Annotated in this window: 20 protein-coding genes; 18 read left to right on the forward strand and 2 right to left on the reverse strand. The window is 70.9% G+C overall.

The window, feature by feature from the left end; translation table 11 throughout:
- Window positions 1-52: 52 nt before the first annotated feature.
- On the forward strand, window positions 53-2,788 hold the full coding sequence (locus DRV85_RS02495; RefSeq protein ID WP_113287862.1) for a hypothetical protein: 2,736 nt from the start codon (window positions 53-55) through the stop codon (window positions 2,786-2,788).
- A 157-nt stretch (window positions 2,789-2,945) separates the two neighbouring features.
- Here DRV85_RS02495 and DRV85_RS02500 read toward each other — a convergent pair whose 3' ends face one another.
- On the reverse strand, window positions 2,946-3,173 hold the full coding sequence (locus DRV85_RS02500) for a DUF2842 domain-containing protein (protein WP_113287863.1): 228 nt from the start codon (window positions 3,171-3,173) through the stop codon (window positions 2,946-2,948).
- Window positions 3,173-4,465 carry an adenylosuccinate synthase gene (locus tag DRV85_RS02505; RefSeq protein WP_113287864.1) on the reverse strand — a complete coding sequence of 431 codons (1,293 nt, stop codon included), beginning with the start codon at window positions 4,463-4,465 and terminating at the stop codon, window positions 3,173-3,175. Before DRV85_RS02505 ends, DRV85_RS02500 begins: the two co-directional genes overlap by 1 nt.
- 173 nt (window positions 4,466-4,638) lie before the next feature.
- Here DRV85_RS02505 and secG point away from each other — a divergent pair, with 173 nt between their 5' ends.
- The 17 genes from secG (at window position 4,639) to DRV85_RS02590 (ending at window position 20,283) form a co-directional block, all read left to right on the forward strand.
- Window positions 4,639-5,013, forward strand: a complete 375-nt coding sequence (gene secG / locus DRV85_RS02510) for a preprotein translocase subunit SecG (protein WP_113287865.1) — start codon at window positions 4,639-4,641, stop codon at window positions 5,011-5,013.
- 190 nt (window positions 5,014-5,203) lie between these two features.
- Window positions 5,204-6,847 (forward strand): CTP synthase, encoded by a 1,644-nt coding sequence (locus DRV85_RS02515; protein WP_113287866.1) that lies wholly within the window; start codon window positions 5,204-5,206, stop codon window positions 6,845-6,847.
- Between the two features lie 146 nt (window positions 6,848-6,993).
- On the forward strand, window positions 6,994-7,674 hold the full coding sequence (locus DRV85_RS02520; protein ID WP_113287867.1) for a hypothetical protein: 681 nt from the start codon (window positions 6,994-6,996) through the stop codon (window positions 7,672-7,674).
- A gap of 105 nt (window positions 7,675-7,779) precedes the next feature.
- The gene (locus DRV85_RS02525) at window positions 7,780-8,073 is read left to right on the forward strand and encodes a DUF1330 domain-containing protein (RefSeq protein WP_113287868.1); all 294 of its coding nucleotides are present in this window, start codon (window positions 7,780-7,782) and stop codon (window positions 8,071-8,073) included.
- Window positions 8,073-8,519 carry a tellurite resistance TerB family protein gene (locus DRV85_RS02530; RefSeq protein WP_113287869.1) on the forward strand — a complete coding sequence of 149 codons (447 nt, stop codon included), beginning with the start codon at window positions 8,073-8,075 and terminating at the stop codon, window positions 8,517-8,519. Before DRV85_RS02525 ends, DRV85_RS02530 begins: the two co-directional genes overlap by 1 nt.
- Window positions 8,520-8,554: 35 nt before the next feature.
- Window positions 8,555-8,992, forward strand: coding sequence for a tellurite resistance TerB family protein (locus DRV85_RS02535; RefSeq protein ID WP_113287870.1), 438 nt, complete (start codon window positions 8,555-8,557; stop codon window positions 8,990-8,992).
- Window positions 8,989-9,741 (forward strand): phosphate/phosphite/phosphonate ABC transporter substrate-binding protein, encoded by a 753-nt coding sequence (locus DRV85_RS02540; RefSeq protein ID WP_113287871.1) that lies wholly within the window; start codon window positions 8,989-8,991, stop codon window positions 9,739-9,741. The genes DRV85_RS02535 and DRV85_RS02540 overlap by 4 nt, the downstream gene beginning before the upstream one ends.
- A gap of 112 nt (window positions 9,742-9,853) precedes the next feature.
- The gene (locus DRV85_RS02545; protein ID WP_113287872.1) at window positions 9,854-10,627 is read left to right on the forward strand and encodes an ABC transporter ATP-binding protein; all 774 of its coding nucleotides are present in this window, start codon (window positions 9,854-9,856) and stop codon (window positions 10,625-10,627) included.
- Between the two features lie 34 nt (window positions 10,628-10,661).
- Complete coding sequence (locus DRV85_RS02550) at window positions 10,662-11,387, forward strand: transporter substrate-binding domain-containing protein (RefSeq protein ID WP_113287873.1); 726 nt, start codon at window positions 10,662-10,664, stop codon at window positions 11,385-11,387.
- 86 nt (window positions 11,388-11,473) lie between these two features.
- A complete protein-coding gene (locus DRV85_RS02555) occupies window positions 11,474-12,358 on the forward strand; it encodes an ABC transporter permease (protein ID WP_113287874.1) in 885 nt (294 codons plus the stop codon).
- Window positions 12,355-13,161 (forward strand): ABC transporter permease, encoded by an 807-nt coding sequence (locus DRV85_RS02560; protein WP_113287875.1) that lies wholly within the window; start codon window positions 12,355-12,357, stop codon window positions 13,159-13,161. Before DRV85_RS02555 ends, DRV85_RS02560 begins: the two co-directional genes overlap by 4 nt.
- An 89-nt stretch (window positions 13,162-13,250) precedes the next feature.
- Window positions 13,251-14,567, forward strand: coding sequence for a glutamine synthetase family protein (locus DRV85_RS02565; protein ID WP_113287876.1), 1,317 nt, complete (start codon window positions 13,251-13,253; stop codon window positions 14,565-14,567).
- A gap of 57 nt (window positions 14,568-14,624) precedes the next feature.
- Window positions 14,625-15,308 (forward strand): type 1 glutamine amidotransferase, encoded by a 684-nt coding sequence (locus tag DRV85_RS02570; protein WP_113287877.1) that lies wholly within the window; start codon window positions 14,625-14,627, stop codon window positions 15,306-15,308.
- Window positions 15,305-16,663 (forward strand): glutamine synthetase family protein, encoded by a 1,359-nt coding sequence (locus DRV85_RS02575; RefSeq protein WP_113287878.1) that lies wholly within the window; start codon window positions 15,305-15,307, stop codon window positions 16,661-16,663. The genes DRV85_RS02570 and DRV85_RS02575 overlap by 4 nt, the downstream gene beginning before the upstream one ends.
- A gap of 95 nt (window positions 16,664-16,758) precedes the next feature.
- Window positions 16,759-18,066, forward strand: a complete 1,308-nt coding sequence (locus DRV85_RS02580; protein ID WP_113287879.1) for an NAD(P)/FAD-dependent oxidoreductase — start codon at window positions 16,759-16,761, stop codon at window positions 18,064-18,066.
- Window positions 18,067-18,231: 165 nt separating this feature from the next.
- A complete protein-coding gene (locus DRV85_RS02585; RefSeq protein WP_113287880.1) occupies window positions 18,232-19,668 on the forward strand; it encodes a DEAD/DEAH box helicase in 1,437 nt (478 codons plus the stop codon).
- Window positions 19,669-19,749: 81 nt separating this feature from the next.
- A complete protein-coding gene (locus DRV85_RS02590; protein ID WP_199525777.1) occupies window positions 19,750-20,283 on the forward strand; it encodes a phosphohydrolase in 534 nt (177 codons plus the stop codon).

The following is a 20,283-nucleotide window of genomic DNA, read 5'->3' on the forward strand; positions in this document are numbered from 1 at the left end:
GCCGGGCACGGGTGGTAAACACTCCGTTGCGAAATGAGCAAGCGAGCGTCCGATGGTAAGCAGTAACAAGATCCTCACCGTCTCCTACGGGACGTTTTCCTGCACCCTGGAAGGGTTCGACGACTCCTTCGAGACGATGAAGGCGATCGCCGAGTATTTCCGCGACCTCGCCGCCGACGACCGCTATTTCGGGGCCGAGCCGCCGACCCCCGATGCCGAGATGCTCGCCCGGATCGCCGAGCGCGAGATCGCGCGCCGCGTCGAGGCGCGCATGGAGGAGGGCGGAATCGTGCTGCGTCCCTCGCTCGGCCAGCCCGAGGGCGCAGCGCCGGCCGAGACAGAGGCCGCCGCGACGGGCCGCCCCGCCCCCGCGCCGCAGCCCGAGGCCGAGACGCCCTCGAACGCCGAGGCGGCGAAGCCTGCGCCGACGCAGCCGGAGCCGACCGGGTCCGCCGTCTCCGCGCAGGAAACCCCGCCTGCCGCGGCGCCCGGCGCTGCGGAGGCGTCCACGGCGGCCGAGCCTGCGCCCGATGTCGACGAGGCGGCGGACTCCTTCGAGCAGGCCCGGGCGCCCGAAGAGGTCCGGGAGGACACGGCGTCCTGGGCCGAGGCCATGCCCGAGGCCGGGCGCGACGCCACGCTGGAGTCCGGCGACGAGCGGGAGTCCGAAGGCACGGCCGGGGGCCGCGAGGAGACCGCGGCGCTGGTCGAGGCCACGCCCGAGGCCGGGTTCGACGCCACGATGGAGGCGCAGGAGGCCCCCGACGCGGCGGGCTCGATCGGCGAAGAGACCGACGCCCGCGCCGGGTCCGCGCCGGGGCCCCGCGTCGAGGTTGGACAGCCCACCGACGGGGAAGAGGTCGCCGAGACAGCCGCACCGGACGCGCGCGGCCCTGCGCCGCACGAGGGACTGGCCGCGATCGAGGAGGCGTCCGAGCCGCCGGCCATGCCCACGTCGGTCGCCGCGAAGCTGCAGCGGATCCGTGCCGTCGTCTCCCGCGCCGTCACCCGCCCGCAGTCCGACTACGTCGAGGACGAGGACGGCGAGTCGCTGACCGCCGGGGACGAGGACGAGGACTCGACCGCCAATCTCTTCCGGGAAGAGCCCGCCGAAGCCCGGACCGCGGAGCGCGTGCAGGTGATGCGGGTGAGCCGCGCCGAGTTCGAAGCCGCCGTCGCCGCCGGCCAGTCCGCGACCAAGACGGAACCTGCCGCCGAGACCCAGGGCGAGCCGGAAACACCGGAGACGAGCGACGCGGCCGAGACGCCTGCGGACGCCGCGGAACACCCCGCGGCGCACGAGGTCGAGGCCCCCGAGCACGACACGCCCGAACCCGAAACCGCGGCGGCTGCGGAACCTGCCGCCGAGACCGAGGGCGAGCCGGAAACGCCAAAGACGAGCGACGCGGCCGAGGCACCTGCGGAGGCGCCCCTGGCGGAGGCGGCGGAACACCCCGCGGCGCACGAGGTCGAAGCCCCCGAGCACGACACGCCCGAACCCGAAACCGCGGCGGCTGCGGAACCTGCCGCCGAGACCGAGGGCGAACCGGAAACGCCCGACACGAGCGATGCGGCCGAGGCACCTGCGGAGGCGCCCCTGGCGGAGGCGGCGGAACACCCCGCGGCGCACGAGATCGAGCCCCCCGGAGACGAGACTTTCGAACCCGGAGCCGCTTCGGCAGCCGAGGCGTCCGAAGCGCAGCAGGAAGCTCCGGAGGCGCCGGAGGATGACTTCGAGGCCGCGCTGGACGCCGAACTGGCGCAGGCCGCCGCAGAGGGAGATGCGTCGCGGGAGACAGAGCGCGAGAGCCGCGGCCTGAGCCCGGAGGAGGAAGCCGAGCTCGAAGCCGAACTGCGCGCCGTCGAGGAAGAGATGCGCGCCGCGACGGAGCCGGCGCCGCCGGAGACGGCCCCCGAAAGCGAGACCGCCGAGGAGACCGCATCAGAGCCGGCCGGGGAGGCCGCTTCGGAGGCAGCCGGTGAGCCCGGGCGGAACGCCGGCGAGACCGGCGACACCGGGGCGGAGGACCGCCTCAGCGCCGGAATCGCTGCGGCTGCCCGCCGCACCGTCCGGCTGGGCAGCGAGGCGCACGCGGCGCTCAGCGAGAAGCCCGAAGGCGAAGGCGCCGGAAACGTCTCGCGCCTGCTCGACGAGACCGAGACCGAGATGGAGCGGCCCGAGACCACGCGTCGCCGCAGCGCCCTCGCCCATCTGCGTGCCGCGGTGGCCGCGACCCGCGCGGACCGCAAGCTCGCCCGCAGCGCACCCGCCGAGGAGGAGGAGCAGGCCTATCGCGAGGATCTGGCCGAAGCGGTCCGGCCCCGCCGGCCCGAGGGCGTCTCCACCCGCACCCCCCGGCCCGAAGAGCCGCGGCCCGCGCCGCTCAAGCTCGTGGCGGAGCAGCGCGTGGATGTGCCGGGCGCACAGACCGAGCCGGTGCGCCCGCGCCGCGTGAGCCGCGAGATCGAGCCCGCCGCCGCGCCGGGCGGCTCCGGGGCCGCGGACGGGTTCGAGGCATATGCGCGCAGCCGCGGCGCGCGCGAGCTGCCCGAGTTGCTCGAGGCGGCGGCCGCCTACCTCGCCTTCGTCGAGAAGCAGGACCAGTTCTCGCGCCCGCAGCTGATGAAGACGGTGCGCCAGAGCGGCGCTGCCGAGTTCAGCCGCGAGGACGGTCTGCGCCATTTCGGCCAGCTCATCCGGCAGGGCAAGATCGAGAAGCTGCGCGGGGGCCGCTTCACCGTCTCGGACGAGATCGGCTACCGTCCGGAAGGACGCGCGGCCGGCTGAGAGAGGCTCGTCCCGAGCGCGGCGCGGCGGGTCGTCCCTGCCGCGCCGTTGCGTGTCTGCGCCGGGCGCGAGGACGCCCCTCAGGGTGGATCGAGCGCTCCGAAGCCCGGGGCCGCTCATCGGCCGTGCCCGGCCTCTTCGCGGCGCCGCGCGACCCTCAGTCGTCGCGCGGTGCGTCGGGGTCGGGCTGGCCCACTCCCTTGAAGACGAACTTGAAGGGCAGCGCCCAGACGATGCCGAGCGCCACGTAGATCAGCAACTCGAGAAGGATGCCTGGCCGCTCGAACCAGTTCACCACCGTCACGGCCGCGACGATATAGATCGGCAGGCCGATCACGAGGATGACCAGCGACCAGCGGCGGCGGGCCTTGTAGCTCAGTTCCATCAGTCTGCGAACGGGTCCGTTACGAGAATTGTGTCGTCCCTCTCGGGCGAGGTGGAGAGTAGGGCGACCGGGCAGCCGATCAACTCCTCCACGCGGCGGACATACTTGATCGCGTTGGCCGGCAGCTCCGCCCAGCTCCGCGCGCCTTCCGTCGAGTCCGACCAGCCCGGCATTTCCTCGTAGATCGGCGTGAGCCGGGCCTGCCGGTCCGCCGCCGTCGGCAGGTGATCGAGCCGCTCTCCGTCCAGCTCGTAGCCGGTGCAGATCCGCAGCGTGTCGAAGCCGTCGAGCACGTCGAGCTTGGTGAGCGCGATGCCGTTGATCCCCGAGGTGGCGATCGACTGGCGCACCAGCACCGCATCGAACCAGCCGCACCGCCGCTTGCGGCCGGTGGTGGTGCCGAACTCGTGCCCCCGCGTGCCCAGCCGCTCGCCGTCGGCGTCGTCGAGCTCGGTCGGGAAGGGCCCCTCGCCCACGCGGGTGGTATAGGCCTTCACGATCCCCAGCACGAAGTCGATCGCGCCGGGACCGATCCCCGTGCCGGTCGCGGCCTGCCCCGCGATCACGTTGGACGAGGTGACGAAGGGATAGGTGCCGAAGTCGATGTCGAGAAGCGCGCCCTGCGCGCCTTCGAAGAGAATGCGCCGGCCCGCGCGGCGCTTTTCGTTGAGCACCCGCCAGACGGGCGCCGCGAAGGGCAGGATCTTCTCGGCCACGGCCTCGAGCGCCCCGATCACGCCGGCCCGGTCCACCGGGTCGAGGCCGAGCCCGCGGCGCAGCGCGTCGTGGTGCACCAGCGCACGGTCCACCCGCGCGCGCAGCGTCGCCGCATCGCCCAGATCCGCCACCCGGACCGCGCGGCGGCCCACCTTGTCCTCGTAGGCCGGCCCGATCCCGCGCCCCGTTGTGCCGATCTTGGCCACGCCAACCGCCGCCTCGCGGGCACGGTCCAGCTCGCCGTGGAAAGGCAGGATGAGCGGCGCGTTCTCCGCGATCATCAACGTCTCGGGCGTGACCTCGACGCCCTGGCCTTTCAGCGTCGCGATCTCCTCGACCAGATGCCAGGGGTCGAGGACGACGCCATTGCCGATGACCGACAGCTTTCCCGCGCGCACCACCCCCGAGGGCAGCGCGTGGAGCTTGTAGGTCTGCTCGCCGATCACGAGGGTATGGCCGGCGTTGTGGCCGCCCTGGAAACGCGCGATCACGTCGGCCCGCTCGCTCAGCCAGTCCACGATCTTGCCCTTGCCCTCGTCGCCCCACTGGGCGCCCACGACCACCACGTTCGCCATCGCTGCCGCTCCTTCCAGGCGCGTCCGAAACCCGCGCCGGTATAGCCGCCGCGCGCGGAGGTCGAAACCGCAAATCGGCAAGGCCGCGCGCGCCGCGCCGGAGCGCCCGCCTTTCCCTTGCTCCTGCTGCGCGCTTCCCCTACATGGGCGCCAGACCAGCCACGCGGGGTGTCATGGAAAACGTCGTGCTCATCGTCCACCTGCTGCTCGCCCTGACGCTCATCGGGGTCGTGCTGATGCAGCGCTCCGAGGGCGGCGGTCTCGGCATGGGCGGCGGCGGCGGCAACGCGATGTCCGGCCGCGCGGCGGGCACGGCGCTGGGCAAGGTGACATGGATCCTCGCCATCGCCTTCATCGGCACATCGCTGACGCTGACCATCTTCGCGGCCGAGAACGCGACCGGCACCTCGGTTCTGGACCGGCTGGGCGCCGACGGCGCGCCGGAAGAGACCGCGCCGGAGGCGGCGCCCGGGGTGCCGGACACGGAGGGGCTGCTGCCGCCGCCCTCGGCCGACGAGGGCGCGCCGCTGGTTCCCAGGGCCGAGTGAGCCACACAACTCCTTGCGGGATATCGGGTTTCCGTTACAGCATCTAGCGCGCGGCTGGACAGTGCCACGCGACTCGTGTAACGCTCAAATCCCGTGGTGAGGCGCGGCCCGTCGGCTGCGCCAAGGGCATATGGTCGGCCTGCGGCGCGCGCCGCCGAGAGCCGGCCCCGTCACGGGGGATCGCCGGAACATGGCACGCTTCGTCTTCATCACCGGCGGTGTCGTCTCGTCGCTGGGCAAGGGTCTCGCCTCCGCCGCGCTGGGCGCGCTTCTGCAGGCGCGCGGCTTCACCGTTCGGCTCAGAAAGCTCGACCCCTATCTCAACGTCGATCCCGGCACGATGTCGCCCTTCGAGCATGGCGAGGTCTATGTGACCGACGACGGCGCCGAGACGGACCTGGACCTGGGCCACTACGAGCGCTTCACCGGCGTGGCCGCCCGCAAGACCGACAGCGTGAGCTCGGGGCGGATCTATTCCAACGTGCTGGAGAAGGAGCGCCGCGGCGACTACCTGGGCAAGACGATCCAGGTCATTCCCCACGTCACCGACGAGATCAAGGATTTCATCCGCGTGGGCGAGGACGAGGTCGATTTCATGCTCTGCGAAATCGGCGGCACCGTGGGCGACATCGAGGGGCTGCCGTTCTTCGAGGCGATCCGCCAGTTCGCGCAGGAGAAGCCGCGCGGGCAGTGCATCTTCATGCATCTCACGCTGCTTCCCTGGATCGCGGCCTCCGGCGAGCTCAAGACCAAGCCGACGCAGCACTCGGTCAAGGAGCTGCGCTCCATTGGCATCGCGCCCGATCTGCTGGTCTGCCGCTCCGAGAAACCCATCCCGCAGAAGGAACGGGAAAAGCTCGCGCTCTTCTGCAACGTGCGCCCGGACTCGGTGATCGCGGCCTACGACCTAAAGTCCATCTACGAGGCGCCGCTGGCCTACCACCGCGAAGGGCTCGACCAGGCGGTGCTCGACGCCTTCCAGATCTCGCCGGCCCCGCGGCCCGACCTGACGAAATGGGAGGACGTCGCCGACCGGCTGCGCCACCCCGAGGGCGAGGTCAACGTGGCCATCGTCGGCAAGTACACGCAGCTGGGCGACGCCTACAAATCCATCGCCGAGGCGCTCACCCACGGCGGCATGGCGAACCGCGTGAAGGTCAACGTCGAATGGGTGGACGCCGAGATCTTCGAGCGCGAGGATCCCGCGCCGCACCTGGAGGGCTTCCACGCCATCCTCGTGCCCGGCGGCTTCGGCGAGCGCGGGACCGAGGGAAAGATCCGCGCGGCCGAATTCGCGCGCACCCATGAGGTGCCCTACCTGGGCATCTGCCTCGGCATGCAGATGGCGGTGATCGAGGCGGCGCGCAACGTGGGCGCCCTGCCCGACGCAGGGTCGGAGGAATTCGACCACGAGGCCGGCCGCAAGCGCTTCACGCCGGTGGTCTATCACCTGAAGGAATGGGTGCAGGGCAACGCCATGGTCGAACGGCGGCCCGACGACGCCAAGGGCGGCACCATGCGGCTGGGCTCCTATGACGCGGTGCTGGCCGAGGGCTCGAAGGTGGCCGAGGTCTATGGGGCGACGCGCATTTCCGAGCGCCACCGCCACCGCTACGAGGTGGACATCAAGTATCGCGAGAAGCTCGAGGCGGCGGGCCTGCGCTTTTCCGGCATGTCGCCCGACGGCCGCCTGCCCGAGATCGTGGAATGGCCCGACCACCCCTGGTTCATCGGCGTGCAGTTCCACCCCGAGCTCAAGTCCCGCCCGTTCGAGCCGCACCCGCTCTTCGCGGATTTCATAAGGGCGGCGAAGGAGATGAGCAGGCTGGTGTGATGGACACGCACGGGTCCGACAAGACCCTGCCGCCGTCGATCCCCGGCACGGCAAGAGGGCAGCGGCCGACCGCGGGCGGGCACCCAAGCGCCCGACCGGGGGGGCGGTCGGGCTCTGCCCGGGCCGCTGGCCCGTGCCTGTGGGCGGTGTGGCTGACGATCGTCCCGGCGGCGGCCGCCGCCGAGCGCCTAACGCCGGTCCCATACGACGACCTGCCCCCGCTCGCGCCCGAGCTCGTCACCTTCGACCGGCTGCCGGCGAAGGACTACCCGGGCTACAGCTTCGACCACGGCCTTGCCGTGCCGGGTGCGCGGCTGGGCGAGCGCTTCGCCGGACAGGGCCTGGGGGCCGTCCACATCGACGACGGCGGCCCGCACGACCGGCTGACGGGCCGGCCCGCGGTTCCGCTCGCCATCGAGCCCGGCGCGCCGGGGCAAGGTCTCAGCCTCTCGCGCCATACGGCCTATCGGTCGATGGCGCTCTACCCGCTGGGGCCCCTCGGCCAGCCCGACCCGCAGGCGCGCGGCGAGGGGAGCGTGGCGATTCTCTTCGCCCGGGACGCGTGCGCGGTGGGCTTCCGCGTGCACACCGAATACGTGGACGCCTTCGGCACGACCGAGGGCCACGAGGGCACGATCCGCGCCACCTTCTACGCCCGTGACGGCGCACCGATCGGTGCGGTGAGGATCGTCGCGCCCGAAGGCATCTCGGCGCACGGGTTTCTCGACGCGCAGGCCGGGATCGCGGGGCTCACGCTCGAGAACCGCGACCCCGGCGGGGTCTCCTTCGACGATCTGCGCTTCGGCTGTCCCGCGCCTACCGGCTGAGCTTGACGGGGCGTCGCCGGGCGGCGATGCTCGCGCGCGCCCGGACCGGCGCGCCTCGCGAAGAGGCCCGCACGCGGGCCGATGAGCGTCGCAGGGGAGGCACGGATGCCCAAGGGCTACTGGATCGCGCAGATGCAGGTCACGGACCCGCAGGCCTACGAGCGCTACCGCGCCGCCAATGCCGAAGCCTTCGAGAAATACGGCGCGCGCTTTCTCGTGCGCGGCGGCGCGCAACAGACGCGCGAGGGCGGCTGGAAGCCGCGCAGCGTGGTGCTGGAGTTCCCCAGCCTCGAGGCCGCGCAGGCCTGCTACGACAGCCCCGAATACCAGCGCGCGAAAGCGCTGCGCGAGGGGGCGGCGGAGGCCGATCTCGTCATCGTCGAGGGCTACGAGGGCTGATGTTCCGCGAGATCCTCGCCCGTTTCGCGCACGACCGGCATCCGCCGAAGGCGCTGCCGGAGCCCGATGCGCGCCTCGCGCTGGGCGCGCTGCTGGTGCGCGTGGCGAAATCCGACCATGTCTATGTCTTCGAGGAGATCAGCCGCATCGACCGCATCCTCGCCGCCCGCTTCGGGCTCAATCCGGTCGAGGCCGCCAAGCTGCGCGCCCAGGCCGAGCGCCTCGAACACGACCTCCCGGAGACCGAGCGTTTCGCGGCCGTGCTGCGCGACGGCATTGCCTACACCGAACGTCTCCGCCTCATCGAGGCGCTCTGGGAGGTCATGCTGGCCGACGGCGCGGCGGACGCCGAGGAAGAGGCGGCCATCGCCGCGATCGAGGCCGCCCTCGGCGTCGAGGAATACGACAGCGCCCAGCTGCGCGAGAACGCGCGCTCCATTCCCTGATTGGCGCGCGGCCCGCGCCCGACTATATCGGCCCCATGTTCGCAGATTTCCTCAAGCGCCTCGCCGCGCCCGTCCCCGAACCGCTGCCCGACGACGACGCGCGCCTCGCGCTCACCGCGCTCCTTGTCCGCGTCGCGCGCTCCGACGGCGACTACGCCGAGGAAGAGCGGCGCATGATCAGCCGCATCGCCGCCGAGCGCTTCGGCCTCTCGCCCTTCGAGGCGCAGAAGCTCCAGTCCGAGGCCGAGGCGCTGGAGGCCGAGGCGCCCGACACCGTGCGCTTCACCCGCTCGATCAAGGAGGCGGTGCCCTACGAGGAGCGCCTCGGCGTGATCGAGGCGCTTTGGAAGGTGGTGCTGGCCGACGGGGTGCGCGACGATCACGAGAACGCGCTGATGCGGCTCGCCTCTAACCTTCTGGGCGTCTCCGACGTGGACAGCGGCCGCGCGCGGCGCAGGATCGAAGGCGGGTGATCGCCGGGCTGCCGATGTATGGCCGCCCCGAGACGGCGGACTCCACGGCACGGCTCTGGTCCGCGATCCGCGACGCGCTGGGCGCGGGGCCCGAGGCCCTGAGCGACGCGGAGGATCTCTGGACCTTGTGGGAGGCACCGGACCTCTTGCTGGCGCAGACCTGCGGGCTGCCATTCCGGGCGTATCTGACGGACCGCGTCACGCTGGTCGGCACGCCGGACTTCGGCCTGCCGGGCTGCGCGCCGGGCTGGTATCGCTCCGTCTATGTCGCGCGCGCCGACGGCCCCGACAGGCTCGACGCGTTTCGCGCCCCCCGTTTCGCGCTCAACGAGCCGCTGTCGCAATCGGGATGGGCGGCGCCGGCGGCGCATTTCGCCGCGACCGGGCGCAGCTTCGGCCCGCTGACGGTCACGGGATCGCACGCGGCTTCGGCCCGCGCGGTCGCCGAAGGCGCCGCCGACCTCGCCGCGCTGGACGCGCAGACCTGGCGGCTGATCGCCCGGCACGACGCCTTCGCCACGGGGCTGCGGGTGATCGGCACGACGCCCCCCTCCCCCGGCCTGCCGCTGATCACCGCGAAGGGACGCGACCCCGAGCCGCTGGCGCGCGCCGTCGCGGCGGCGATCGCCGCGCTCGCGCCCGCGGATCGCGCGGCGCTGGGCCTGCGCGGTCTGGTGCGCATCCCGGCCGCGGTCTATCTGGCGATGCCCCTGCCGCCCGCGCCCGCGCTCGACCGCACCGCCGCCTGAGACGCGGGCAGAGACGCGGGCGGCGCACGCTTTCCCTTGCGTTGCGCATTGCATCAGTGGTCTTTTTCCGCCCTAGTAACCGGAAACCCGCAGCAGGAGCCCGCATCCCGCCGTGTCAGACACCCCCGTCATCGAAGTCCGCGACCTGCACAAGGCCTACGGCAGCCTCGAGGTGCTCAAGGGCGTGAGCCTGTCGGCGCGGCGCGGCGAGACGCTCGCGCTGATCGGCTCCTCGGGCTCGGGCAAGTCCACGCTGCTGCGCTGCCTCAACCTGCTCGAGGACAGCCAGCAGGGCGAGATCCTGTTCAAGGGCGAGCCGGTACGCTGGAAGGGCGCCGGCCCCCACCGCCACCCCGCCGATCAGGCGCAGGTGATCCGCATCCGCACCAACCTGTCGATGGTGTTCCAGCAATTCAATCTCTGGGCGCACATGACCGTGCTGCAGAACGTGATGGAGGCGCCCCTCACCGTGCTGCGCCGCGACCGCGACGAGGTGGAGCGCGCCGCGCGCCACTACCTCGACAAGGTGGGCATCGGCGACAAGGCCGATGTCTGGCCCGCGCAGCTTTCGGGCGGCCAGCAGCAGCGCGCCGCCATCGCGCGCGCGCTCTGCATGGAGCCCGAGGCGCTTCTGTTCGACGAACCGACCAGCGCGCTCGACCCCGAGCTCGAGCAGGAGGTGGTCAAGGTCATCAAGGACCTCGCGTCCGAGGGCCGCACCATGCTGATCGTCACCCATGACATGAAGCTCGCGGCCGATGTCGCGAGCCATGTGATCTTCCTCCACCAGGGTCTGATCGAGGAGGAAGGTCCGCCGGAGGCGCTCTTCGGGGCGCCCGAGTCGGAGCGGTTGCAGGGCTTTCTGTCCTCCACCCGCGCCGCATGACGACAGACTCCAACCAAGGAAGGGAGTGCATGAGATGAAAAGACTGATCCTCGCCTCGGCGGCGCTGGCGGTCTCCGCCGGAATGGCCGCAGCGCAGGACGTGGTCCGCCTGGGCACCGAGGGCGCCTATCCCCCGTGGAACTTCATCAACGACGCGGGCGAGGTGGACGGCTTCGAGCGCGAGCTGGGCGACGAGCTCTGCGCGCGCGCCGAGCTCGAGTGCGAGTGGGTGACGAACGACTGGGATTCGATCATCCCCAACCTTGTCTCGGGCAACTACGACGCGATCATCGCCGGCATGTCGATCACCGACGAGCGCGACGAGGTCATCGACTTCTCGCAGAACTACACGCCGCCGGATCCCTCGGCCTATGCCGCCATGTCCGAGGACGTGGACGTGGAAGGCGGCGTGATCGCGGCGCAGACCGGCACGATCCAGGCGGGCTACATCGCCGAGCAGGGCGCGACGCTGGTGGAATACGCCACGCCGGACGAGACGATCCAGGCCGTCAAGAGCGGCGAGGCCGACGCGGTGCTGGCCGACAAGTCCTTCCTCGCGCCGATCGTCGAGGACGACCCGGAGCTCGTCTGGGCGGGACCGGACGTGGCGCTGGGCGGCGGCGTCGGCATGGGCTTCCGCGAAAGCGACCCGGAGCTGCGGGCGACCTTCGACGCCGTCATCGAGGAGATGAAGTGCGATGGAAGCCTCGACGCACTCATCGAGAAGTGGGACGTCAGCAGCACGCACGGAGAATGCTGACGTAACGCGCCTTCCCCCCTCCGGTCACGGAGGGGGGAGCCAATTTCCGAAACCGCCTCCAGGCGCCATCGCGAGTGACATAGGCAGTGTTTCCGTTCTGCACGGATCCCGACACGCTGGACACCGTCCGGTGGTTCGCGTGCTACCTGACGACGGGCAAGCACATGAGCTTCTACCTGTCGTTCGGGACCGTGCTTCTTCTGCTCGCGATCACCGCGCCCACGGCGCTGGCCTTCGGCTTCGCGGGGGCCGCGGCGGCACGGTCGCGGTTCCTGCCGCTGTCGCTCTTCGGCAAGGGCTATATCGCGATCGTGCGCGGCGTGCCCGACATCGCCTTCTTCCTGTTCTTCGTCATCGCGCTCGACCAGATCTTCGAATGGACGCGCCACCAGGTGCTCTGCCCCGACTGGGATCAGCCGATCCGCCAGGGCAACGACTTCATCGTGTGCCAGGCGGCGAAACTGCCGCTCAACACCGCGCCGCAATGGATGCACGAGACCTACGGCTTCTTCCTGGCCGTGCTGACCTTCGCGCTGGTCTTCGGCGCCTTCGCGGCGAACGTCCTCTTCGGCGCCATGCGCGCCGTGCCGCGCGCGCAGATGGAGACGGCCGAGGCCTACGGCATGACCCGGCGGCAGGCCTTCTGGCGGGTGCTGGTGCCGCAGATGTGGATCTATGCCATTCCCGGCCTCTCGAACCTCTGGATGGTGCTCATCAAGGCCACGCCGCTCCTCTTCCTGCTGGGCGTCGAGGATATCGTCTACTGGGCGCGCGAGCTGGGCTCCTCGAAAACGCCGCGCTTCACCGACTATCCGCACGGGGACTGGCGGATGTGGTATTTCCTGGCACTGCTGGTCTTCTACCTCGCCTTCACCCGCGTCTCCGAGATCGCGCTGGAGCGGCTGACCGTGCGCCTCTCGCACGGCCAGGCCACCGCGCAGGGCGAGGCGCAGCGGAGGGCCGGCGCGTGAGCTGCTGGGAGACCATCGCCGATTATGCCCTGCGCTCGGTGGGAATCGGCGAGCGGCTCCTGCCGCGCGACAACTTCACCCTCTGCCAGCAGTTCACCCTGATCGGCTCGGGGCTGATCTGGAACGTCTATTTCGCGGTCATCGCCCTCGCCTCGGGCTTCTTTCTCGCCACGGCGGTGGCGCTGGGCAAGGCCTCGCGCATCCGGGCGATCCGCAAGCCCTCGGAATGGTTCATCTTCCTGTTCCGCGGCTCGCCGCTCTTCATCCAGTTCTTCTTCGCCTATTTCCTGTTTCTCTCGCTCAAGCCCGTGGCCCCCGTCTTCGACCCCTTCACCAGCGCGTGGGCGGGGGCGACCATCGTGCTCTTTCTCAACACGGCCGCCTATTCGGGCGAGATCTTCTACGGCGCGCTGCGCACCATCCCGAAGGGCGAGCTCGAGGCCGCCGACGCCTACGGGCTCTCGGGCTGGTCGCGGTTTCGCCGCATCGTCTGGCCCACCATGCTGCGGCTCGCCTGGCCGGCCTACACCAACGAGGCGATCTTCCTCTTCCACGCCACAACGCTGGTCTATTTCTCGGGCTTTCCGGCCTGGCAGCAGCGGGGCGACGCGCTCTACTACGCCAACTACTTCGCCGACAAGACCTTCAACCCCTTCGTGCCCTACCCGATCCTGGCGGGGTATTTCATCCTGCTGACGCTGGTCATCATCGCGCTTTTCGGCGCGATCAACGCGCGGCTCAACCGCCACCTGCCGCAGGAGGCGCGGCGCGGGCTCCGGCTGCGGCTCAACGTGATCCGCTGAGGCCCACGATGCGCGCTTGCTCTTTCAATGGTCCCCAAATACCCAAGGACGCCGAGGGCGCAGCCAGGGGCGCCACGGGGACCGAGCGCATGGATCTGAGCGACGTCACGACCTTCCGGGCGGCGGCCTGCGACCTCAACGGACAGATGCGGGGCAAGCGGATGCCGGCCGCGGCCGCGGCGAAGCTCGACGCCTCGGGCGTGCGCATGCCGCTTTCCGCGCTCAACGTGGACATCTGGGGCAGCGACATCGAGGGCAGTCCGCTGGTTTTCGAGACGGGTGACCAGGACGGCATCCTCTATCCCACCGGGCGCGGGCCGATGCCGATGCCCTGGCTCGAGAACCCCTCGGCCCTCGTTCCGATGTGGATGTTCGAGCAGGACGGCACGCCCTTCGCGGGCGATCCGCGCCACGCGCTCGCCCGCGCGCTCGACGCCTATGCCGCGCGCGGCTGGCAGGTGGTCGCGGCCACCGAGATGGAATTCACCCTCGTCGACGACGCGGGCGAGACGCTGATGCCGCCGATCAACCCCCAGACCGGCCGGCGGCTGCAGGGCCACGCCATCCTGTCGATCCGCCAGCTCGACGCCTTCGACGCCTTCTTCACGGATCTCTACGCGGGCTGCGCCGCGATGGGGATCGATGTCGACTCCGCGATCTCGGAGGCGGGGCTCGGACAGTTCGAGGTGACGCTGAGCCACCGCGCGGCGATGGAGGCGGCCGACGACGCCTGGCTCTTCAAGGCGCTCGCGCGCGGGCTGGCGCGGCGGCACGGCATGGCGGCCACCTTCATGGCGAAACCCTACGCGGAGGATGCGGGCAACGGGATGCACGTGCATTTCTCCGTGCTCGACGCCGAGGGCGCCAACGTCTTCGACGACGGCGGCGAGACGGGCTCGGAGCTGCTCCTGCAGGCGGTGGCCGGCTGTCTGCGCGCGATGCCGGAGTCCACGCTCGTGCTGGCCCCGCACGGGCCCAGCTACGCGCGCCTCGTACCCGGCGCGCACGCCCCCACCGGCGCGGGCTGGGGCTACGACAACCGCACGGCAGCGGTGCGCATCCCGGCCGGTCCGCCCAGGGCGCGGCGGATCGAGCATCGGGCCGCGGGCGGCGACATCAACCCCTACCTCCTGCTCGCCGCCGTGCTCGGCGCGGCGATGTCGGGCATCGAGGACGGGCTCGCCCCGCCCGCGCCGATCGACGGCAACGCCTACGAGCGCGACCTGCCGCAGATGGCCCCGGACTGGGCCGCCGCGATCGACCGGATCGACGGTTCGGCGCTGATGCGACGCATCCTCGGCGACGCGATCGTGGACAATCTCTGCATGACCAAGCGGCAGGAGATGCGGCGGCTGGCGGAGATCCCGCCGGAGCGGCACTGGCAGATCTACCTCGACAACGCCTGAGCCTCTTGTGGGCGCGCGGGCCACGGGCTAGATCACGGCCATCCAAGCGGTGATTTCATGTTGATCGGCATACTGCAGACCGGACGCGCACCGGAAGAGATCCGGCCCCGCACCGGCGACTACCCCGAAATGTTCGAACGCCTGCTCGGGCGGCGCGGCTTCGACTTCCGCACCTGGCACGTCGAGGGCGGCGCGTTCCCCGACGGCCCCGAGGACGCCGACGCCTGGCTCATCACCGGCTCGAAGCACGGCGCCTACGAGGATCACGACTGGATCCCGCCGCTGGAGCGGCTGATCCGCGAGATCCGCGCCGCCGGCAAGCCGCTGGTCGGCATCTGCTTCGGCCACCAGATCATCGCCCAGGCGCTGGGCGGCAAGGTGGAGAAGTGGCAGGGCGGCTGGGCCGTGGGCCGCACCGTCTACGACTGGCAGGGCCGCGCGGTCGCGCTCAACGCCTGGCATCAGGACCAGATCACCGAAAAGCCTGCCGAGGCCGAGGTGGTGGCGACCCATCCCGACTGCCCCTATGCAGCGCTGCTCTACGACGGCGAGATCTTCACCGTGCAGGCGCATCCCGAGTTCGACGCCGAGGTGATCGAAGGGCTGGCCGAGACGCGCGGCAAGGGTCTGGTGCCCGAACCGCTGCTCGCGGCCGCGCGTGACGAGCTCGAGCGCCCCACGGACCGGGCCGAGGTGGGCGAGATGATCGCGCGCTTCCTCGCGGAGCGGAGGATCGCATGAGCGACTGGATGAACAGCCTGCCCGAGGCCGCGCGGCTCTATCTCGAGGGCCGACGCCTCGACGAGGTGGAATGCATCATCGCCGACCTGCCCGGCATCGCCCGCGGCAAGGCCGTGCCGGCCAGCAAGTTCGCCCGCCAGAGCCAGTTCCACCTGCCCAACTCGATCTTCTTCCAGACGATCACGGGCGGCTGGACGCCCGAGGCGGACACCGAGGATTTCACCGAGCCGGACATGATCCTCAAGCCGGACATGTCCACCGCCACCGCGGCGCCCTGGACCGGCGACTGGACGCTGCAGGTGATCCACGATGCCTTCGACCGCGAGGGCACGCCCATCCCCTTCGCGCCGCGCAACGTGCTCAAGCGGGTGGTCGAGCTCTACCACGCGAAGGGCTGGCACCCGGTGGTGGCGCCGGAGATGGAGTTCTATCTCGTCGCGCGCAACATCGACCCCGGAAAGCCGATCGAGGCGATGATGGGCCGCACGGGACGTCCGGCCGCCGCGCGTCAGGCCTATTCGATGAGCGCGGTGGACGAATACGGCCCCGTGATCGACGACATCTACGACTTCGCCGAGGCGCAGGGCTTCGAGATCGACGGGATCACGCAGGAAGGCGGCGCGGGACAGGTCGAGATCAACCTGCGCCACGGCGATCCCGTGAAGCTCGCCGACGAGGTGTTCTATTTCAAGCGGATGATCCGCGAGGCGGCGCTGCGTCACGACTGCTTCGCCACCTTCATGGCCAAGCCGATCGAGGGCGAACCCGGCAGCGCCATGCACATCCACCACTCGGTGATCGACCGGGAAACGGGGCGCAACCTCTTCGCGGGCCCGCAGGGCGGCGAGACGGACGCCTTCTTCAACTTCCTGGGCGGGCTGCAGAAGCATCTGCCGGCGGCGATCTCGATCCTGGCGCCTTACGTCAACAGCTACCGCCGCTACGTGAAGGACTACGCCGCGCCGATCAATCTCGAATGGGGCCGCGACAACCGCACCACCGGGCTGCGCATCCCGATCGCCGAGCCGCAGGCGCGGCGCATCGAGAACCGGGTGGCGGGCATGGACTGCAACCCCTACCTCGGCATCGCCGCCTCGCTGGCCTGCGGCTATCTGGGCCTGATCGACGAGGACTGGCCAACCAAGCAGTTCCGCGGCAGCACCTACGACGGCGAGGGCGACTTCCCCCAGGTGCTGGGCGACGCGCTCGAGACCTTCGAGGAGGCCGAGGCGCTGCACGCGACGCTGGGCCGCGAGTTCTGCAGGGTCTACGCCGCCGTGAAGCGCAACGAATACGAGGAGTTCCTGCAGATCATCAGCCCCTGGGAACGGGAGCATCTGCTGCTGAACGTGTGACGCGGGATGCGGGGGGCTGTCTCCCCCCTCTGCCGGGTGCCGCGGCATTCACCCCCCGAGCGCATTTTTCGCAAGAGGAAGGACTGGACAGGCGCGTGACGGACCTGCTGACCGCCAACGACCGACCCGGCGAATACCCGGCGAGCTGGTACGCCGCGACGGTGGATCTGCCGCCCGGACGTCCGGCGCTGGCGGGCGAGCTGCGCGCGGACGTCTGCGTGGTGGGGGCGGGCTACACGGGGCTGTCGGCGGCGCTGCACCTGGCGCAGCGGGGGCTGCGGGTGGTGGTGCTCGAGGCCAGCCGCGCGGGCTTCGGCGCCTCGGGGCGCAATGGCGGGCAGCTGGGCTCGGGCCAGCGGGTGGGCCAGCGCGCCCTCGAGCGGCTGATGGGCCGCGACGCGGCGCGACAGCTCTGGGACCTGGGCGAGGACGCCAAGGCGCTCGTCCGCGATCTGGCGGCCGAGCACGGCATCGACTGTCATCTGCGTCCCGGCGTCGCGCATCTGGGCTACACCGACGCCGAGCGCGCGGAGATCCACGAGGACGCCCACCACCTCGCATCCGAATACGGCTACGCCCGCATCGAGCTGCTGGATGCCGACGCCGGGCACGCGCTCTGCCCCTCGCCGCGCTATCGCGGCGGCGCGCTGGATCACGGCGCGGCGCATCTGCATCCGCTGGCCTTCGCGCTGGGTCTTGCGCGGGCGGCCGAGGCGGCAGGGGCGCGGATCTTCGAGCGCAGCCGCGCGGTGGAGCTGATCGAGGGGCCGGAGCCGGCCGTGCGCACCGCGGCAGGGCTGGTGAGGGCCGATCACGTGATCCTCGCCGGGAACGGCTATCTGGGCGGGCTCGCGCCGCGCGTCGCCGCGCGGGTCATGCCGATCAACAACTTCGTGGTGGCGACCGAGCCGCTGGGGCCGCGCGCGGCGGAGGTGCTGACGCGCGACGTGGCGGTGGCCGACACGAAGTTCGTCGTCAACTATTTCCGGCTAAGCCACGACGGGCGACTGCTCTTCGGCGGCGGCGAGAGCTACGGCTACCGCTTCCCCGCCGACATCGCCGGTCTCGTCCGGCGGCCGATGCTCGAGGTGTTTCCGCATCTGGACGACGTGCGGATCACCCATGCCTGGGGCGGGACGCTGGCGATCACCATGCGACGCCTGCCCTATCTGGCGCGCGTCGCGCCGCGGGTGCTTTCGGCCTCGGGCTATTCAGGCCACGGCGTGGGGCTGGCCACGCTGTCGGGCAAGCTGATGGCCGAGGCGGTCGCCGGCCGTGCGGAGGGCTTCGAGGCGATGGCGGCGATCCCCACGTGCCCCTTCCCGGGGGGCGCCGCGCTGCGCTCGCCGCTTCTCGTGCTCGCGATGAGCTGGTACGCGATGCGCGACAGGCTCGGCCTGTGACCGGCGGCCATGCGTGCGCCGCAGGGCGCAGGTCGCCTTGCCGGATTGACGATTCGCGGCGCATTGACTACATCGCGTGTCGAGCCGTGGGTGCGCGATGCGCCCGAAACGTGCTGGCTCGCATAGACGCTACGGGCCGCGTGTGTCCGTAAACCACGGATATACATGACCAAATTCACAGATCTCGACCTCAACCCGAAGGTTCTGAAGGCCGTCGAGGAGGCGGGCTACGAAACGCCCACCCCGATCCAGGCCGGCGCGATTCCCCCCGCGCTCGAAGGGCGCGACGTGCTGGGCATCGCCCAGACCGGCACCGGCAAGACGGCGGGCTTCGTCCTGCCGATGATCACGATGCTCGCCCGGGGCCGCGCGCGCGCGCGTATGCCGCGCAGCCTGGTGCTCTGCCCGACGCGCGAACTCGCCGCGCAGGTGGCCGAGAACTTCGATACCTATGCAAAACATGTGAAGCTCACCAAGGCGTTGCTGATCGGCGGCGTCAGCTTCAAGGAACAGGACGCGCTGATCGACAAGGGCGTGGACGTGCTGATCGCCACGCCAGGGCGCCTTCTGGACCACTTCGAGCGGGGCAAGCTGCTGTTGACCGGCGTGCAGATCATGGTGGTGGACGAAGCTGACCGCATGCTCGACATGGGCTTCATCCCGGACATCGAGCGGATCTTCTCGCTGACGCCCTTCACCCGGCAGACGCTGTTCTTCTCGGCCACCATGGCGCCCGAGATCGAGCGCATCACCAACACCTTCCTGCAGGCGCCCGCCCGGATCGAGGTGGCGCGGCAGGCCACGGCGTCGGAGACGATCGAGCAGGGCGTGGCGATGTTCAAGCCCGGCCGCCGCGACCGCGAGGCCAGCGACAAGCGCAAGCTGCTGCGCGCGCTGATCGAGCGCGAGGGCGAGGCGTGCCGGAACGCGATCATCTTCTGCAATCGCAAGGTGGAGGTCGATATCCTCGCCAAGTCGCTGAAGAAATACGGGCTCGACGCCGCGCCGATCCACGGCGACCTCGACCAGTCGACGCGCATGAAGACCCTCGACGCCTTCCGCGACGGCACGCTGCGGTTTCTCGTGGCCTCCGACGTGGCCGCGCGCGGGCTCGACATTCCTGCGGTGAGCCATGTCTTCAACTTCGACGTGCCGACCCACGCCGAGGACTACGTGCACCGCATCGGGCGCACCGGGCGCGCCGGGCGCGCGGGCAAGGCGCTCACCATCTGCGGCCCCAAGGACGACAAGCATCTTGCCGACATCGAGCGGCTGATCCAGAAGGAAATCCCGCGCATCGACCTGCCCGAGGCGCAGCCGGGTCCGAAGCGCGAGGCCGAGGCCACGCCGGACGCGCCCGAGAGCGAGCGCGAAAAGTCCGAGGCGAAGCCGAAGCGCTCGCGCGGCGGCCGCACGCGCAAGCGCAAGACGGCCGACACCCCGGCCGAAGCGGCGCAAGAGGCTGCGACCCCGGCACAGGAGGCCGCCGCCGAGACACCGGCCCGCGAGACGGAGACGGCCAAGTCCGGCAAGACGGTCGGCATGGGCGATCATCTGCCGCGCTTCATCGCGCTCAGCCTCGAGGAGCGTCTGGCCGGCTGAGGCGTCTCGGCGCCCCGCGCAGGGCGCCGACCATCCCCTGGCGGAGGGTCGTCCGCCGCCCCACAACACATGGACGGTATCATGGCATCCCATCGTTTCGACGATGCGCTGGCCTCTGCCCTGCGGCTGCATGGCGCCGACAGGGCGGAGACGACTGCGCTGGCACATCTTCTCGCGGACCGCCAAGGCGGGCTTTCCCTGGAGCGCGCGATCGCCATCGCCGCGGAGGCGCATGCGGGACAGACCGACAAGGCGGGCGCGCCCTACATCCTGCACCCGCTGCGCGTGATGCAGGCACAGCGGAGCGACGAAGCCCGGATCCTGGGTGTGCTGCACGACGTCGTGGAGGACACGCCGGTCACGCTCGACCATCTGGCGGCGATGGGCGCATCGGATGCGTTGCTGCGCGGGCTGGAGGCGGTGACGCGACGGCCGGACGAAAGCTACGAGGCGTTCGTGCAGCGGGCGGGGGCCGATCCGCTGGGCCGCGCCGTCAAGATCGCCGACCTGCGCGACAACATGGACCTTACGCGCATCGCCGCGCCGGGCGAGCGGGATCATGCGCGGCTGGAGCGCTACCGCGCGGCGCTCGCCGCCCTCGGGGACGCGGTCTGA

The organism is Rhodosalinus halophilus, from assembly GCF_003298775.1.
Taxonomy (GTDB): domain Bacteria; phylum Pseudomonadota; class Alphaproteobacteria; order Rhodobacterales; family Rhodobacteraceae; genus Rhodosalinus; species Rhodosalinus halophilus.

What these genes read in the sequence shown, in the direction of transcription:
- DRV85_RS02495 (WP_113287862.1), top strand. Translation starts at nt 53, where the DNA reads ATGGTAAGCAGTAACAAGATCCTCACCGTCTCCTACGGGACGTTTTCC.
- DRV85_RS02500 (WP_113287863.1), bottom strand. Translation starts at nt 3,173, where the DNA reads ATGGAACTGAGCTACAAGGCCCGCCGCCGCTGGTCGCTGGTCATCCTC.
- DRV85_RS02505 (WP_113287864.1), bottom strand. Translation starts at nt 4,465, where the DNA reads ATGGCGAACGTGGTGGTCGTGGGCGCCCAGTGGGGCGACGAGGGCAAG.
- secG (WP_113287865.1), top strand. Translation starts at nt 4,639, where the DNA reads ATGGAAAACGTCGTGCTCATCGTCCACCTGCTGCTCGCCCTGACGCTC.
- DRV85_RS02515 (WP_113287866.1), top strand. Translation starts at nt 5,204, where the DNA reads ATGGCACGCTTCGTCTTCATCACCGGCGGTGTCGTCTCGTCGCTGGGC.
- DRV85_RS02525 (WP_113287868.1), top strand. Translation starts at nt 7,780, where the DNA reads ATGCCCAAGGGCTACTGGATCGCGCAGATGCAGGTCACGGACCCGCAG.
- DRV85_RS02530 (WP_113287869.1), top strand. Translation starts at nt 8,073, where the DNA reads ATGTTCCGCGAGATCCTCGCCCGTTTCGCGCACGACCGGCATCCGCCG.
- DRV85_RS02535 (WP_113287870.1), top strand. Translation starts at nt 8,555, where the DNA reads ATGTTCGCAGATTTCCTCAAGCGCCTCGCCGCGCCCGTCCCCGAACCG.
- DRV85_RS02550 (WP_113287873.1), top strand. Translation starts at nt 10,662, where the DNA reads ATGAAAAGACTGATCCTCGCCTCGGCGGCGCTGGCGGTCTCCGCCGGA.
- DRV85_RS02565 (WP_113287876.1), top strand. Translation starts at nt 13,251, where the DNA reads ATGGATCTGAGCGACGTCACGACCTTCCGGGCGGCGGCCTGCGACCTC.
- DRV85_RS02570 (WP_113287877.1), top strand. Translation starts at nt 14,625, where the DNA reads ATGTTGATCGGCATACTGCAGACCGGACGCGCACCGGAAGAGATCCGG.
- DRV85_RS02575 (WP_113287878.1), top strand. Translation starts at nt 15,305, where the DNA reads ATGAGCGACTGGATGAACAGCCTGCCCGAGGCCGCGCGGCTCTATCTC.
- DRV85_RS02585 (WP_113287880.1), top strand. Translation starts at nt 18,232, where the DNA reads ATGACCAAATTCACAGATCTCGACCTCAACCCGAAGGTTCTGAAGGCC.
- DRV85_RS02590 (WP_199525777.1), top strand. Translation starts at nt 19,750, where the DNA reads ATGGCATCCCATCGTTTCGACGATGCGCTGGCCTCTGCCCTGCGGCTG.